13 protein-coding genes and 1 pseudogene are annotated in these 15608 nt (G+C 54.6%); 8 read left to right on the top strand and 6 right to left on the bottom strand.

Going from position 1 to position 15608, the window contains the following annotated elements; genetic code table 11:
• Positions 1-46: 46 nt before the first annotated feature.
• The 4 genes from JTM80_RS06230 to JTM80_RS06215 all read left to right on the top strand — a co-directional run bounded on the left by JTM80_RS06230 (position 47) and on the right by JTM80_RS06215 (position 4600).
• Positions 47-1107 (top strand): ISKra4 family transposase gene (locus JTM80_RS06230; RefSeq protein ID WP_172353248.1). Its coding sequence is split into 2 segments (ribosomal slippage): positions 47-203 and positions 203-1107, totalling 1062 coding nucleotides; the frame shifts between segments, so codons are not numbered across the junction.
• Between the two features lie 120 nt (positions 1108-1227).
• Complete coding sequence (locus tag JTM80_RS06225; RefSeq protein WP_205370789.1) at positions 1228-1800, top strand: IS630 family transposase; 573 nt, start codon at positions 1228-1230, stop codon at positions 1798-1800.
• Between the two features lie 257 nt (positions 1801-2057).
• Complete coding sequence (locus JTM80_RS06220) at positions 2058-3182, top strand: transposase (RefSeq protein ID WP_225906779.1); 1125 nt, start codon at positions 2058-2060, stop codon at positions 3180-3182.
• A 245-nt stretch (positions 3183-3427) separates the two neighbouring features.
• The gene (locus JTM80_RS06215) at positions 3428-4600 is read left to right on the top strand and encodes a transposase (RefSeq protein WP_205370787.1); all 1173 of its coding nucleotides are present in this window, start codon (positions 3428-3430) and stop codon (positions 4598-4600) included.
• Between the two features lie 5 nt (positions 4601-4605).
• Here the strand turns inward: JTM80_RS06215 and JTM80_RS06210 are convergent, their stop codons facing one another.
• Positions 4606-5220: a transposase gene (locus tag JTM80_RS06210; RefSeq protein ID WP_225906778.1), complete on the bottom strand. Its 615-nt coding sequence runs from the start codon at positions 5218-5220 to the stop codon at positions 4606-4608.
• Positions 5221-5374: 154 nt separating this feature from the next.
• A complete protein-coding gene (locus JTM80_RS06205) occupies positions 5375-6700 on the bottom strand; it encodes an IS110 family transposase (protein WP_225906777.1) in 1326 nt (441 codons plus the stop codon).
• Between the two features lie 508 nt (positions 6701-7208).
• On the opposite strand from JTM80_RS06205, the pseudogene JTM80_RS06200 reads away from it, so the two are divergent.
• Both JTM80_RS06200 and JTM80_RS06195 read left to right on the top strand, forming a co-directional pair.
• Positions 7209-8283, top strand: a pseudogene (locus tag JTM80_RS06200) (IS4 family transposase).
• A 203-nt stretch (positions 8284-8486) separates the two neighbouring features.
• Positions 8487-8933, top strand: coding sequence for a hypothetical protein (locus JTM80_RS06195; RefSeq protein WP_172357518.1), 447 nt, complete (start codon positions 8487-8489; stop codon positions 8931-8933).
• A gap of 62 nt (positions 8934-8995) precedes the next feature.
• Here JTM80_RS06195 and JTM80_RS06190 read toward each other — a convergent pair whose 3' ends face one another.
• Complete coding sequence (locus JTM80_RS06190; protein ID WP_255548881.1) at positions 8996-9517, bottom strand: pentapeptide repeat-containing protein; 522 nt, start codon at positions 9515-9517, stop codon at positions 8996-8998.
• A 510-nt stretch (positions 9518-10027) separates the two neighbouring features.
• Between JTM80_RS06190 and JTM80_RS06185 the strand changes: the two genes are divergently transcribed.
• Entirely contained in the window at positions 10028-10738 is a 711-nt protein-coding gene (locus JTM80_RS06185) for a cytochrome b/b6 domain-containing protein (RefSeq protein ID WP_172357520.1), read from the top strand.
• Between the two features lie 437 nt (positions 10739-11175).
• Positions 11176-12117 (top strand): DMT family transporter, encoded by a 942-nt coding sequence (locus JTM80_RS06180; RefSeq protein ID WP_399367870.1) that lies wholly within the window; start codon positions 11176-11178, stop codon positions 12115-12117.
• Here JTM80_RS06180 and JTM80_RS06175 read toward each other — a convergent pair.
• The 3 genes from JTM80_RS06175 to JTM80_RS06165 all read right to left on the bottom strand — a co-directional run bounded on the left by JTM80_RS06175 (position 12114) and on the right by JTM80_RS06165 (position 15468).
• The gene (locus tag JTM80_RS06175; protein WP_205370785.1) at positions 12114-12932 is read right to left on the bottom strand and encodes a late competence development ComFB family protein; all 819 of its coding nucleotides are present in this window, start codon (positions 12930-12932) and stop codon (positions 12114-12116) included. The genes JTM80_RS06180 and JTM80_RS06175 overlap by 4 nt on opposite strands.
• 1150 nt (positions 12933-14082) lie before the next feature.
• Positions 14083-14766 carry a phosphatase PAP2 family protein gene (locus JTM80_RS06170; protein ID WP_205370783.1) on the bottom strand — a complete coding sequence of 228 codons (684 nt, stop codon included), beginning with the start codon at positions 14764-14766 and terminating at the stop codon, positions 14083-14085.
• A 102-nt stretch (positions 14767-14868) separates the two neighbouring features.
• Positions 14869-15468 carry a hypothetical protein gene (locus tag JTM80_RS06165; RefSeq protein WP_205370781.1) on the bottom strand — a complete coding sequence of 200 codons (600 nt, stop codon included), beginning with the start codon at positions 15466-15468 and terminating at the stop codon, positions 14869-14871.
• Positions 15469-15608: the final 140 nt, after the last annotated feature.

Here is a 15608-nt window from a genome sequence, read left to right as displayed (position 1 = left end):
CAGACGCCGTAGGCTCAGAGCAGTTGCTCTAAGGATAGTTGAAGCGATGGATGCCACCAAGGAAGCCCAAATCAAAGCCCATGCACTGGCGTTAGCGGAGTTGCTTTACGACGAGACAGACCCTGAACAAGTCAAAACATTGGCCGGGATCGAAGTCGCCGTTCGTGACCACCTACTGGAGTATGTGGGGCCTGAGATCGGAAATTTTTTATCTGCACAAGCAGCGGCACAAGCTCTGGGCGAAAGCGGCACATCCAGAGTATCGTCGGACGCTTAAGTCTGAGTCAGCGCCAGAGCCAGCGGCTTAAGGTCAAGGCCCGCACCCAGTGGAGTCCTCAGGTTGAGACGTGCTGCTTGCTGCTGAGTGCCAACGAAGCCTATGCGCGAGCTGCCGACGATATCGCTGTGCTCACCGGGGTGTGCGTGTCAGGGAGTACCCAGCAACGGCTGGTGCATCGTCAAGACCTAGAGCCACCAGCGGTGGACAGCGGGGTTAAGGAAATGAGCTTAGACGGGGGCAAAGTCCGTCTGCGGACTCCTCAGGGGCAGCCCTGCCAGTGGCGCGATTACAAGGGGGTAAACCTGCATCAGTGCAGCATTAGCGCCTTCTACAAAGACAACGACAGCTTGGTCAACTGGCTCAACCAGCAGCCCTTAGCGCATCCCCTCGTTTGTCTTGGGGATGGTCACGACGGCATCTGGAACCTGTTTTCACAGATCGGGCATCGCAGCGAGCGCCTTGAGATCTTGGACTGGTACCACCTGATGGAGAATTTGGGTAACGTGGGTGGGTCTCAACAGCGTCTTGATGCCGTCGAAGCCTGCTTGTGGCAAGGGGATGTGGATGGGGCGGTTAGGCTATTCGACGACTGGTCCCATGAGCGGGTAGACCAGTTTATCGGCTATCTGGCTAAGCATCGGCTCCGTATCGTTAACTACAGCTACTACCAAGCTGAGGGGATTTCAATTGGCTCGGGTGCCGTGGAGTCGACTATCAAGCAAATTGGTAGGCGGGTGAAAATTTCAGGCGCTCAGTGGAAGGAAGACAACGTTCCACAAGTCCTTCGCCATCGCTGCGCTTATCTCAATGGTCAATTCTCATCCTGAGTCTTGTAAGACTGGGATGCACCCTTCGGATTGGCGTTTCGACGATGTTTCGTATGTTAGAGAAACTGAACTTAACCCTTAAAAAAAACGCTGTATCCCGACAAAAAGGAAACTGAACGGGTGCAAATCGAACGAGTCAAATTTTGGCAACTGGTTCGAGGATTCCTGGCTCAAGACTTAATCTTTATTGACGAATCAGGAGTGAACCTGGCTTTGGCTCGACTCCGGGCACGTGCCCCGAAAGGAAAACGAGCCCATGGCAAGCGTCCCAGCAAACGAGGGAAACGGGTCTCGATTCTTGGTGCAATTAGCCTTAAAAAGGTAATTACCTATTCCAATCTCATCGGTTCAGTCGATGGACTTACCTTTGAAGCCTTCATTTCCCAGAGACTCGTTCCTAAGTTGTGGAAAGGGGCATGTGTCATCATGGATAACTGCTCGATTCATCTTGGTGAAGAAGTTAGGAGGTTGATTGAGGATGCAGGTGCTAAACTGATGTTTCTACCGCCGTACTCGCCGGACTTTTCACCCATCGAGAATTGCTTTTCAAAGATTAAGAGTATTCTGCGCTCCCTTGGGGCACGGAGCTATCTTGATCTAGACAAAGCCATTGAGGAGTCCTTCTCCCAAGTGTCATTGAATGACCTACAGAATTGGTTCTCCCATTGCTGTTACTATGCCTCGCCAGAATGAAAAACGCTATACTATTTCAGGAAGGATCATTTAGATGACATTCGGAAACAGTTCAACATTACACCCTGACTGCCTGACCTGGTTGACTGACAAAAGTTACCTGAAATCTGCTGAACAGCTTGTGGCGCGGTAGTTTCAGGGATTGGAGGAAGAAGTGGGGAGCCAACGTTCTAAGCTTAGATACCACTCAAAAGCGTAGATGCTGTGAAAAAAACTCCCCCCTCTACAATGCCTTGAACGCTTGGCTGGGTCAATCGGTGCCCTGGGCTCATCGTAGCCATCTGACGACCTGCCTGTGGATGGTGGTGGCTTTGCTCCAGCGCGGAGAAATCAACCTGACTCGCTGGCTGCCCTATGTGCCGTGTCGAGGGGTGCAGGCACAAAGCAAACAACGACGGCTAAGCCGCTGGCTGCACAACAGTCGCCTGAACGTCCATCGCCTGTACAAGCCCCTGATTCAAGCGGCATTAGCCCATTGGGATGAGGATTGTTTGTACCTGAGCTTGGACACCTCGCTGTTTTGGGATGAGTATTGCTTGATTCGCCTAGCGGTGGTGCATCGAGGCCGGGCGTTGCCTGTGGTCTGGCGGGTGCTCCAGCACCGCAGTGCGTCCGTCGCCTTCAGTGACTACCGGGAGATGCTCCACCAAGCCGCCCATCGCTTGCCGGCGGGGGTAAAAGTGGTCGTCTTAGCCGACCGGGGCTTCATTCACACCGAGGCCATGAGCGCCATAACCGCTGAACTCGGGTGGCACTACCGCATCCGCATCAAGCGGAATACTTGGATTTGGCGGGCGGGCCATGGATGGTGTCAATTGAAGGACATTCACCTTCAGCGCGGGGAGGCTCTCTGTTGGCACACCGTGAAGCTCCACAAAGGCGAGTGGTACGGGCCGGTGCATATCGCCTTTGGTCATAACAGCCTCAACGGCGAGTTTTGGACCATCGTCAGCGATGAACCCACCCACCTGCGCACCTTCGAGGAATACGGCTTGCGCTTCGACATTGAGGAGGCGTTTCTCGATGACCAATCCAACGGCTGGAATCTCCAGAAATCTGAAATTCGCTCCCTCTGCGCCCTATCCCGGCTTTGGTTCCTTTTGGCCGTCGCGACGCTCTACGTCACCGCTCAAGGTCTCGAGGTCGTCGCAACAGGCAAACGGCGATGGGTTGACCCCCATTGGTTTCGTGGCAATAGCTACTTCCGCATTGGATGGGATTGGCTGAAAGCCGCCCTAGAGAACGGGTGGCCACTCATCCGTCATGTCTGTTTCACTCATAACCGCGATCCTGAACCCGCGATGGCATCTCGCAAACAGCATGAGCAACGCACCTATCGAATCGAATTCAAAGTACACACGTACTGCTATGTCGCCGATTAGTTTTGTCAGTCAACCAGCTGCCTGACACATCTTTTTATGCGGACTGCCCGGGTGTCGGCTGGCAGCACAAGGATTGAATTCTAGAAAACCAAATGCGGTCATAATAGTGGGCTTCAGCTTTTTTAGAGGCAAAACAGGGTTCAGGGCTGCTTGACTGACAAAACAGGTTAAAGCTGGAACGAAAGCCATGCGGGAAGCAGAGCATGATTTAGGCTGAGAAGTAACCACACAAACCAGTCAAATCAATGTCACCGACTTCCCGTCTTTATGATGCGTTGAATGATTTTCTGCGTCAATGCGACATTCAGTGGCAGGATGCTCGCCATCTGCAAACACTGTGCTGGATGATCATTGGCATGATTGGAAGCCAAAACGTTCATCTCAATGGATTTGGGGTGTATGTGAGGAGTCGCGCTCAAATGGCTCAATCCCACCAACGCCGGTTTCGCCGCTGGTTGTCGAATCGGCGGATCAATGTCGCGTCCGCTCATCATGCGCTGATTGGGCAGGCTCTGTCCAACTGGCAGACCCAACGACTCTACTTAAGCCTCGATACAACGGTCGTATGGAATTGTTTCTGCATCGTCTGGGTCGCAGTGGTGTACCGAGGAAGAACGGTTCCGGTCGCTTGGAAAGTGGTGGCGCAATCAAGCAGCACCGTCAGGTTGTGGACGATTCAACGGGTACTGCGGCAAGCGCAACGGCTGATGCCCGAGGGTGTCGCGATTGTCCATTTGGCAGACCGAGGGTTTGCCGATGGCAAGTTGATGAAATACCTCCGGGAGAATCTGGGTTGGCATTTCCGCATCCGCATCAAACGCTCCTTCCAATTTCAGCACCAAGGGCAGTGGCGCCAGGTATCGTCGGTTCAATTGCAACCAGGACAAGCTTACTTTACGCCTGCAGTGTCGGTGGGTAGAACAAAGCCCTACGACAATGTTTACCTTGCCTTTGCCCACGACAAACTCAGCAGCGAGAATTGGACAATTGTGAGTGATGAGCCGACGAACTTGCAGACGTTTGCCCAATATCGACTGAGATTTCAGGTGGAGGAGTCGTGTTTGGATTTGAAGTCCAACGGGTTTAATCTCGAAGCCTCCAGACTCAGAGACAAGGTTGCCCTTTCCCAGTTGTGTGGGGTAATCGCCTTGACGATGCTGTTCTTAGTTCTCCAAGGGGTGCAAGTGGTCGCATCCGGCAAGCGTCGCCAAGTCGATGCTCACTGGAAGCGCGGCATGAGTTATCTCAAGCTGGGCTGGAATTGGATTCGGCTGGCTATCACTCACCAGTGGAAGATTCACGTTTATCAGTTCCTCTCCTGTTCACCTGACCCTCAACCTGCCATCGCATCAAGGCGACAACACGATGACTCCCTAAAGCGTGAATTCACTGTCCTCAGCCGTATTCCAGCTTCTTAGTTTTGTCAGTCAAGCAGGGGTTCAGGGTCAACGGTAAATAGGGCAATCGGCTGAAGCAGTGTTCGCCCTTTATTGACGGCACCCTTGAGCCAGCGCAAACCTATGTTGAGATAGCTAATCCCTCGCCTCCAGTGCGGGTCAACCTGGCAGCGTAGCCCATCGAGTTGCACCGCCATGCCCTGGGTCGTGCCATCAAGGATAGCGATCGCCGCGACCAGATAGAGGCGTTCGAGAGCCGGAGCGGAGCGGATGCCGGAAGCTTCTAACTCAAAGACACCAGATTTAGAATCGAGGAAAAGCTCCTCGACTCGAAAGCGGAGAGCATATTGCCACAGGGTATTGAGGGAGGGAGACTCATCAGTGATGACCGCCCAGGGTTCCTCGACGCCTTTGACATGAGCCAGCACCAAATTGCAGCGCCAGCGCCCCTCGCTCCAGATTCCCACCCCTTCATAGAGTCGAGCTTCACCTTTGGGAGGCCACAGATAGCCTACCTTAACAGGATGACGGCGCGGACCCTGCACCACTACGTCACTGGGCAAGCGTAAACAATAGTGCCAGCGACTTTGGCTTAGCCACTCCAGCAGGTCATGGTTAGCAAACCCGCGGTCGGCTAACATAGGCCCTGAGGGAGACGGAGTCAACAGTCAACCGTGAAAAGGTACTGAGTAAATTGATGCACAGACTCTAAACGCAGCAAACCATAAGCCAGCCCGAGGTTGGCTACATTGCATTAAATGTTTCATTCCTAAATACGTTCCATTTGTTGAACTGTCATGTGTCTTTTAGCGTAACTTGAACCCTAGAATTACTGCACTCACCTCCTGCACTCGTCGTCACTTCAGCAGCGCTTTGAACTAGCATTACCGCCAGTGGTGACCTCTTGCGCTGGAGCGCCGCCAGATAGCGGTCTTCGTCATAGGGCACTCGGTCTTGCCAGCAGCGCCAGAGAATCCGTCCCCACTTATACGCCAGAGCGCGAATCGCTTTGGGATGACTTTTGCCCGATCGCCGCTGCTGCTGATAGAACGCATTGGCCCACGATGAGTGCCGCCGCGACTGGTCAGCCCACTCTACAAAGGACTGCCGCAAGAACTTTGGACAACTCCAGCGCCAATGCGTCCAGCGTTTCTTGCCACTCTCCTCTTTGACCGGTGCAATGCCGATATAGCTCATAAACGCCTGGGCGCTGCCGAAGCGACTGCGGTCATCGCCAAACGCAATCAGTAGCCGGGGCGCAAGATGGGGTCCTGCTCCGGGTAAAGCATCGAAAAACGCCGCATCTGGCAAAGACTGAAACAATTGCTCAATCGTTTGATTTAACTCATCGAGTCGATGCAACAGCGCCTTGAGCTGAATCACCAGCGTTTGCACCAGCCATTGCATCGGTTCAACAATCCCTGGGTCTTCTGTCAGGGGGATGCCAGCGGTTTGGATTTGGTGAATGCGCCGCTCAATGGCGCTCCGGCGGATGACTCGATGAGACTGGAAGAACAGAGTCAATTCCTCAGCCGAAACCGCTTGGGCAGAGTGGAGGTCAGGGTATTGAGTGATAAAGTCACAAAACACTTGGGTGTCTTTATCCTCAAACCACTCCAGCACTTGAGGATAAAAGTTCTTCAAAGCAGCGGTGATGCGATTGGTCAGTCGTACCTTCTCTCCCACCAGCATGCGGCGGGATTCACTCCACTGCCGCAACGCTCGCAGTTCACAAGATGCGGCTTGCCACGGGGGGATCTTGTCTGGGTGCTTGAGCAGCAGCTCAATCAAAATCTGGGCATCTACGGGGTCTGATTTTGCTCGTGAGGGCTGAAAGGCTCGTCGATAGTTAGAAACCGTGCGCGGATTGATGGGAAACAGCACTAGGTTGTCGTACTGGCACAGCGCGTAAATCAGGGGTCCTCGCTTTTGCTCCAGGCAGATGGCAATTGGGCTGTTGCCGTATCGCTGTTGCAAGGTCGCAACCCAGTTGGCAATCTCTTGCGGTTGAGCGCCAATCACGCTGTATTCTCGCTGTGCGCTCTCGGGGTCGTACAGACAGATGTCGTGTTTGCGATCTGACCAGTCAATGCCGATGTAGGCGACAAAGGTTCTTTCCATCAGCTAAGTTGGGGATAGTTTGTTGTCTGGAACTGGGCTGCCTGCTTCTGAGCGAAGAGATTATGGAAGGTGTCTGTCACCACTCCCTGAGAATTCGTTGAAGGAAGCTGGTCAAGGTTGAGGCGATGCAATATGTTAGTAGACATCGAGATGTCTGACGTTGGATGGTCGTCCTCAATCCCTAGCCCAGTTCCTTTTCCTATTACCATTTCTCTGGCTCTTAGTGAGCTGTATGAGAGGAGCGAAGCGATATGTTAGTAGACATCTGACTGTCGCTCAATGCATGGTCGTCTCCTCTCTGTTGCGGTTCTGTCTCCCCATAACTTCGTTGGTGCGGACGACTAAGAGCTATCGGTGCTGAGTTTAAGGTTGTCTGCCGCCGCTGATTTGAGTCGTTATGCCGCTGAATTATCGGTGGGGCGTAACCGAAAGCTGGGCTGTTGCTCAGTACGGGACAAAAAGCTTGAAAAGAAGAGGCGAGTAGGGTTTCATCAGAATTACCCCACTCTTGAGAAACCCTACGAGCCAATATAGCGAATTAAGGCGAGTCCCCCAAGCGCATTTAAGCTGGCATGGAGCGAGAATTTCATTTCTAGCGTTGTTTCTGCTGGCGCTGCTGAAAGTCAAAACAGTGAACCTAAGTGAGCTATGTTTAGGGTTTGGTGGCAGAGCATTGCCCCAATCGAGCTACAAGCGATTGCAGCGCTTTTTTCGGGAGATTGACCTGGATTGCACCCAACTCGCCACTCTCGTCATCAGTTGGATGCAAATTAGGGGGAGTGGGTGTTGAGCCTAGATCGCACCACCTGGAAATTTGGCACTCAGTGGTACAACATTCTGACTTTAGGGATTGTGCATGAGGGGGTGGCTTTCCTGGTTGTGTGGTGGCTGCTGGACAAGAAAGGGAATTCCAACAGCGACGAGCGAATGCGGTTGATGGAGGAATTCCACAAACGGTTTCTCACAGCTAAGGTGAACTACTTGTGTGCCGACCGAGAGTTCATTGGGCAAGCTTGGGTGCGCTATCTCCTGCTCGAACCATCAGCCGCCTTTCGCCTACGGATTCGCAGCAGTGACCAGATTGAACACGATGGCAAAGTGTTGGCAGCGCGAGTCGTCTTTGCCCATCTGCAAGTCGGTCAAGCCGAGCGACTGACGGGGACTTGCCGGATCTGGGGCTACCCGGTTGCGGTGGAAGCGTTGCGCCTTGACGATGGCGAGTTGCTGGTGGTGATTGCCCCTGTGAAGGCGCAGGGATTAGTTCAAGATTATGCTTTACGTTGGGGCATCGAAACCTTGTTTGGCATTTTCAAAACTCGTGGATTCTGTCTAGAATCCACTCACTTCACTGAGCCTGAGCGTTTGAGTAAGTTGTTTGCTTTGTTGACCTTGGCGTTATGTTGGACCATGTGAACCGGGTTATGGTTACATCAATGGCAACCTATCGAGATTAAAAGCACGGTCGTCGGGCCAAAAGTCTGTTTTGCCTTGGTCTCGATTACTTGCGCCATTTGGTGCTCAATCCGTCCCCGTCCAATGCGCCCAACTTCCTGCAATCCCTACAACTTTTGTCCTGTACTTAGGACGCAATCACGCGATTGTTGCATCGTCTGGAGCCATCGAAGTAACACTGGGAACGAGCGATAGGCTGGGGCGATCGCCACCTGTTAAGCCATGATACGTTTTGCAACCAGAGCAGCCCAGCAAACCGAGAATTCGGCAGCGGTTGGTCTATAACTGCCTTATCCTCTCTGTCATTTAATATATGTTTTCTGATGCCAGATCTTTGAACCAAGCCGCTTTGGGAACCGAACTCCGCGCTGCTGGGGGTGTACAGCCCTCCGGGTTGCGAGCAGCGACCACGTTCGACAGCCTCCGTTCCACCCGGACGGTACGAGCCTCCAGCGAACGCAACTTTGGTACGCTAAACGCGGGCAGTAGCCGATCGGCTGCGGGAAATGTGGGTAAAAAAAGCCCGGATTTCTTTAAGTTCAAAATTACTCGCCAGCGCACAGTGTCTCTGAATGTCACCATTCAGGAACTCATCAGCCGACGCTACATTCGGGGCGCTATTTTAGACAACAAAAAACGGGCCCTCAAGGTATCCGATACGCTGCGGGCCCCGCTGGAATCTGATCGCTTTTCGATTAAGCTAAAGGCTGGCACGTACTACACCAAAATCGTGACCGACGGCAATCGCATTAACTATAGCTTCCGCCTCCAGGTTCGGTAAGCCAGTTGATTAGGTGATTAACGGGCGCTCGCCCTCCTGTATTATGCTCACGTGCGATCGCCCTAATCTCGACACCCCAGCGAGTATCGCGTTTCCACGCCCGTTGTAGGGTTCACCCCGTCGGCAATTTTGCACAGTTCTTTCACCTGAGCGCCATCCAAAATGGCATCGGTAAAATCAGCGCCCGTGATATTGACATCCTGAAAGGTGGAACGCAAAAGGATCGTTTCTGTCAACACTGCATCGCTCAGATCGGCACCTTTAAATTTCACCTGATCGAGCATAGCATTGCTCAAGTCTGCGCCATGCAAAATTGCATCCGTAAGAACCGACGCGCTGAACACGCCACCGCGCACATTTGCACCCGTAAAATTTGCCTGATCGAGATTGGCGTTGGAAAACTCGGCGGAACGGAGTTCCTGTCCTGAAAAATCGTGTTTCCGCAGTTCCGCATTGCTATAGGACGGTGGCGGCGCATATTTTGCAGCCTGGGCATAGGCAGGCATACTCCAGCCCAAAATGGTGCCGATCAAGAGGGCGATCGCCATTCCCAGTCCTGCTGCGATTCGAGTGTTCCAGCGCATGGGTACCTCCTGCAATTTCAGAACGGAGTCAGTCGCTCTTTGCGGGCAATTCTTTTAAGAGCAACTCTTTCTATCTTGACAGGTTAGGGGACAGGGCACAGCAGACCCACGGCATATCTATCAATCAAACGACAGACTCACACGACAGACTCACACGACGGACTGACAAGACAGAAAGAAGTATTTCAGAAGACGTAATGTACAACTTTGCCGACCCCTTCCCCCTTTTCTGGTATGCCGAAGGCTTTCAGCCCTCCCACGGAGCGGGAGAGGGACTTCAAGCCTCTCTTGCTCTCCTTCTCCCAGGTTGGGAGAAGCGGTTGGGGGATGAGGACAGATTGAAAGTCGCATGTTACGTTCAGGAACGTTTCTGTAGGGTGTTCATTGAAATCTTCTATGGCTTGGGTCTGTTGATGCTCCTGAGCAGCTTGCTACGATCGCCCTTGGAACGCAGTTCCAAATTTTGCCTGTTGTGATTCGTCGTTGTGATTCTTGGATGTTGAATTATCCATGCCTGCCCGTCCTTATCAACCCCTGCTGCTCCGCATTTTGCACGGCGTGACCGGAGCTTCGGCGATCGCCGCCATCCTCACCGCCGCCTGGACGTTCGACACCTACGATGCCCGGTGGATCGACCTGCCCCTGCCGCACTGGCCCGACATTGAAGGCATTCACGGCACCTTTGGGCTATATGCACTGCTGGCGTTTCCGCTGCTGGTGCTGTATGCCTTTCGTCAGGGCGATCGCCGCCTGGCCCAGCTCGATTCGCTGACCACGCTGACTCGCATGTCTCCAGCGCGACCCGGGTGGTGGTACGCGCTGCATCGCTGCACGAATACCGTTATGCTGCTGGCGATGACGTTTGCGCTGTTTTCCGGCAAAATGATGGACTCTGGCTGGCTACCACGCGGCGAAACACACCACGCCTGGTATTTGACGCATCTGGTGTCTTGGGTGGTGCTGGTGCTTGCTTTGGGGCTGCATTTGCTGATGTCGGCTAAGGTCGGCGGGCAACTGCTGCTGCTGTCGATGCTGGACTGGCGATTTCGAGCAAAAGATCACCCCCGACACTGGCCAGGGCACATTGCCCAGACCTGGCAGCAGCGTCAGTTCAGTACGCTGCGCGGCTGGCTAGCCTGGGTCCACAGCGTCAGGCTCCTGGAAGCGCTGATTCTAGTGGCGATCGCCCTGTCCTGGATCATTCCAATCTTCAAGCACTAATCCAAGGGCGAAAAGCCTCCTTCGTTCTTCGCTTTTCGCCCTTCGCTCTTCATTCTTCGCTATTCGTTATAGGAAATCTATGAAAAATCCCGGCAGGGAGGCCGGGATGGTAGGTGAGGAGCATGCATAGTTAAAAGTTTAAGAGCAGGCTATGACGACAAAGTGACATCCCAAACACATCTCTGTGAAATTAGAACAGGACTTACGCACTTGCAATAAGCTTTCTGGATTTTGGACAATTTCTCGCGGGCCGCGCCCGCGAGAAATTGTCCAACTGAGTAAGTCCTATAGAATTTAAGGGCTTTATTGAAAAGCGATTGCTCGCGATAGCCCGTTAACAATCGCTTTCAAGGTCGCCCCTTACCCCCCCTCCTGAATTGCAAAACGCTTCTTCTCGACCGACTGGCTGGCTTGTCTGGTTGATTCTCACGATTGGAATTCTTTCGGTGTCCACGGCAGCGCTGTTTATTCGGCTGGCGCTGCAAGCGGCAGGTGCAGAGGGTGCGGGGTTTAGCCTGTTTTTGGCGGCGACGCGGCTGTTGATGGCGGCGCTGATTTTGCTACCGGCGTGGCGTGGGTTTCCAGTGGAGGCGCTGCGACGAGATAGCGCTGAGAAATCTACTAGCAACCCTAGCAGCACGGGCAACCCTGGTAAGGAGGGCAAAACCGTATGGCGATCGCTCTTGTATTCCGCCGGAGCAGGCGTGTTTCTGGCGCTGCATTTTGCCGCCTGGATTACGTCGCTGTCCTACACGTCGATTGCGGCCTCGACGACGCTCGTAACCACGAATCCGGTGTGGGTAGCGCTGCTGTCGTGGATCTGGTTCAAGGAAAAGCCTTCTGGACTAACCAGTCTGGGCATTGCGATCGCCCTCGTAGGCAGTCTCTTGATCGGGCTAGGAAGCAGCACAGGTAGCGCGGCGGGTAGCGATCCGCTGCTGGGCAATGGGCTGGCGCTGGTGGGGTCTTGGGCCGTGAGCTTCTATTTCTTGCTGGGGCGCGAGGCGCAGCGCAAAGGGTTGGGCATTGGGCATCACGCAGCCCTGGCCTACAGCGTGGCGGCGCTGGTGCTGCTGCCGCTGCCGCTGCTGGCAGGTCAGGGATACATGGGCTACCCGCCTGCGGTGTATGGCTACACGCTGCTGATGGCGCTGTTTCCTCAGGCAATCGGGCATACCAGCCTCAACTGGGCAGTCCGCTGGGTGTCGCCGACGCTGGTGACACTAACGATTCTGGCAGAACCCGTTGGTTCTAGCATTTTGGGATTTCTAGTCTTTCAGGAAAACCCAGGGCGCTCCGTGCTGCTGGGGGCAGCGGTGATTTTGCTGGGGGTGGCGATCGCCGCTGTGGGCAATGCTCCCAAACCATCTGCCCCCTAGCGGAAAAAGCAGCTATCCCATCCCGAAGGCGGTTCGATATTCTCAGACCGCTGCTCTGACTGACGGGCAGGCGGCTGTGTCGGGCGCTGCTGGACTGCCGGACGGCCGCCTTGGAAGCGATTGGTCGGCTGGGGAGCAGGCGGGCTAGCAGGACGAACGGCCGGTCGGCCAGACTGCCGGGGCGGCATTTGCGGTGGCGGGGCCGAAGGCGCAGCGGGTGGCACAGAGACTCCAGCGGGATCGGGAAATGGAGAGAGCGATCGCTCTGGTCTAACGTGCAGACGATGAGCAGCGTAGCTGCTGGCTCCAACCGAAGACGGAGCGCTGTCTGGAATAGGGGCTGGAGCATGGGCCGAAACACTAGCCGTCACAGTTTCCCTGGAGGCAGCGCGATACGCACCGGGCGCAAACCGGCCCTGCGGTGCAGTCAACGCTTCCTCCACAGCAATCGGCAGCGTTTCCCAACTGAGCCGCTCGTTTTTCAGAACGCGCCGCAGTTGGCAGAGTACGTCTTGCAGCATGGGGGACTGCTTGGCCCGGAGCGGCCGATAGGAGCGCAGCGGATCACGACGAATCGTGGCGATCGCCCGTTGCACCGCCTGAGCAACCTGTGCGCCGTGGGTTGCCATGCCCCGACGAATCTGATGCTGCAATCCTTGCTCAGATGTAGCGTAGAGGGCGGGCAGTTGGTTCAGCGCATAGGCGATCAGCTCCAGCCGATTGATATAAGAGGCAACCTTGGGCGGCAAAGCTTTGAGCTGACGATCGACCTCCTGCTCGACCAGCGACTCCATTGCGTTTTGGTAAATGTTCATGACGTTTTCAGTAATTTAAACGGCGATGATTAACTGCGGTGATTTTGGGTTGTCTAGGGGCGGTTCTGCGCTTGCGCTGCGGTGGCAAGCTCTTAATTTAGTTCAGATCCAGCCAGCTAAGTCAGGAAGCAGCGCTGTACAAAAAGCAAGCTAATTCAAGAATGGATTTGAAATAGACCAGGGCTGGCGCTTTGAGGAAGCCCCTGAAGAGACAACTTGGGTTTGCGAATGTTCAAGGATGCAGACTTTGCCGCAACCCACAAGGCGACCATGACCGATCGGAATGCCGAGGCTAAACGGTTGACGCTGAGAAGTGGCTAACCCGTTCAGCGCCCTCCGGCTAGGAGCCTGATGCCCTCCATGCAAACCACAGAGAGCAGAATGAGCAAGGCTAGTAAACGAAATACCAGCGCGAGTGAGAAAAGTTCTTAGCGGCCTTCCTTGACCACAAGCTGCAAGCCGTCGTAGACCGACACGTTTAACCCGCAACCAGCAGTAGATCTGCTTAGCGCTCCCAGACTCGCTGGTCTGAAAGCAGGCACCCTTACCAAACAAACGCAGACTAATCTGAGTCTTCTCAGTATAACCCGCGATCGCCTTATCTAGCCCAGAAGCCCCTGAGGAAATCCCTGACATGGTTACCCTTAATCCGGCAGTGTTATCCGAAATACGGCAGATTTAGATGCTAGAAGGCCTGCTGGCCAAACTTTTGGCAGCGCTGATAGCGATTCCAGAGCTTTAGCCCCTAATCCACAGTTACGACATAGCAACAACAAGCGGCGGGCTACAGCAGTACTTACACGTAGTAAATCTCGATTTGCTTGCATTATAAGATGCACAAAAAATGAAAGTCTACGCATGAACACGTAAAATCCTGCGAACTTTCTGCGAATCTACGGGACTGCTTTACACCCCCAAGGCAAGAAAATAGACGCTTTCCGGATTGTTTCTGATTTCTGTCCAATAAAAATTGCGTTGCAGTGTTTCCAAAGCCAGGGAGGCGCGCGAGCGACCGGGAAACTGCTATGCCTCTGGCGTAGCGCGTGCTTCCATCGGTAAGGAAATGCTGTAAGTTGTCCAATCGTGTAAAAATCTGCGGTGTTGACTCAAAAGCCGAGAAATTGGCTGAGAAATTGGCTGAGGAATTAAACTACTTTTCGCGCTGCGGCTGGATCAGCAGGGATAGGCCAACCGTCCAGGCGATCGCCATCAGCCAGCCCCCCAGAATATCGCTGGGATAATGCACGCCCAGATAGAGCCGCGTCCAGCCGATTGCTAAGACGAATAGCACCCCAAACAACGCAGCCCACGGCCGCCAGCGCGATGCCCCCAGCAAGATCAGCAGCACGACCCCGATGGCAACGCTCGTCATGGCGTGGCCGCTGGGAAACGAGAAATCATGCGGACGGGGTGCGCCAGACTCCCACAAAAAGGGGCGAGCGCGCTTCCACAAGTCCTTGAGGCTAATGTTGATCAGGGTGCTGCCAGCCAGGGACAGCACCACGTAGAGGAGCGATCGCCAGCGTTGCAGCGGAACTAGGGCGATGGCCATCAGCCCCGCCAGCGGCGGCAAGATCCAGGGCGACCCCAACCGCGTCATCCCCTGGGCAATCCGATCGAGCGCAGGCGTACTAGCCCCATGAACGGCCTGCAAAATCGGCTCATCCCAGAGAAAATTACCCAATTTCCAAACGCCAAAGCCCAGCAGCCCAAAGCCCGCCAGCGGCAGCCCCACGCCCAAAATCCACAGGCTCGTCGCCAGAGACACGGCTAAAGCGGTTTTATCCTGGATCGTTTTATCCTGAACTAGTGCCTCTTTGACTTCCTCGACCATGCCTCGTTCCTCACGTCATCTGGCTGATCCGAGTGTGGCATTTTGGGTGTTCCCCAAGAAGTAGTTTGCACTTCGTAATTCCTTATCTAAATCTAATCCAGCCTACTTGGACAGCACTAGCTCCCACTCCTGGCTGGTGGCATTCCACACTGGAGCCACTGTTTCACCTACCACATAGGGGCCCCAGTAGCGGCGCGATCCATCCTGGGCAAAGGCGGTGATCACGTCACCCGGCTGCACCCGCAAATCCGCTTCGCCTTCGGGCAGCGCCAGCAGCAGACCTTTGGTGCTGCCTTCTTGCGGCGCAAAGTCCCAATGGATAGGGTCAAGATAACGCTCGGAGCCATCTGCGCTGCGGGTCTTCGTCTGGCGAGAGAGCAGCGCGACCCGCACGGGATGGTCGGTCTGGTTGCCGACTCGCAGGGCCCCTGCCTGGGCGATCGCATTCTGAGGAGCGGGGGCAGCGGGCGCAGCAATGGGTGTGGCTGTGGGGGCAGCACTAGGGGAGGCAGCACTAGGGGAGGCAGCGGGGGCAGGGCTGGGCACGGCGGACGAGCTAGGTTCGTCTTCAGCCGGAGACGGGACGACCGGAGACGGCACGCCTTCATACTGAATGGAAATTTGGAACTGACTCAGGAACCAAACCGTCAACCCCAACAGCACAACGCCAATGGCAGCAGGGTAAACACCTCGCTTCGTCATGATTTTCATCTTCCGTCCCTGCTCTCGATGAATGCCCAATAGATGCCCAGTAGGATGCACGAACCTGATGCGTAACAGGATGTGTAACGGGCTATGTAAACTTTCTCCTCTAATCTAATCAGTCACGGTGGGTTTGCGGA

Origin of the sequence: Thermoleptolyngbya sp. PKUAC-SCTB121 (genome assembly GCF_016919485.1) — a bacterium.
Taxonomy (GTDB): domain Bacteria; phylum Cyanobacteriota; class Cyanobacteriia; order Elainellales; family Elainellaceae; genus Thermoleptolyngbya; species Thermoleptolyngbya sichuanensis.
Note: the sequence above shows the minus strand (reverse complement) of the source record. Positions and strands in the feature narration are given on the sequence as shown.

Coding starts and splice junctions, on each gene's coding strand:
- JTM80_RS06215 (WP_205370787.1), top strand. CDS start 3,428: ATGTCACCGACTTCCCGTCTTTATGATGCGTTGAATGATTTTCTGCGT.
- JTM80_RS06210 (WP_225906778.1), bottom strand. CDS start 5,220: ATGTTAGCCGACCGCGGGTTTGCTAACCATGACCTGCTGGAGTGGCTA.
- JTM80_RS06205 (WP_225906777.1), bottom strand. CDS start 6,700: ATGGAAAGAACCTTTGTCGCCTACATCGGCATTGACTGGTCAGATCGC.
- JTM80_RS06190 (WP_255548881.1), bottom strand. CDS start 9,517: ATGCGCTGGAACACTCGAATCGCAGCAGGACTGGGAATGGCGATCGCC.
- JTM80_RS06185 (WP_172357520.1), top strand. CDS start 10,028: ATGCCTGCCCGTCCTTATCAACCCCTGCTGCTCCGCATTTTGCACGGC.
- JTM80_RS06175 (WP_205370785.1), bottom strand. CDS start 12,932: ATGAACATTTACCAAAACGCAATGGAGTCGCTGGTCGAGCAGGAGGTC.
- JTM80_RS06170 (WP_205370783.1), bottom strand. CDS start 14,766: ATGGTCGAGGAAGTCAAAGAGGCACTAGTTCAGGATAAAACGATCCAG.
- JTM80_RS06165 (WP_205370781.1), bottom strand. CDS start 15,468: ATGACGAAGCGAGGTGTTTACCCTGCTGCCATTGGCGTTGTGCTGTTG.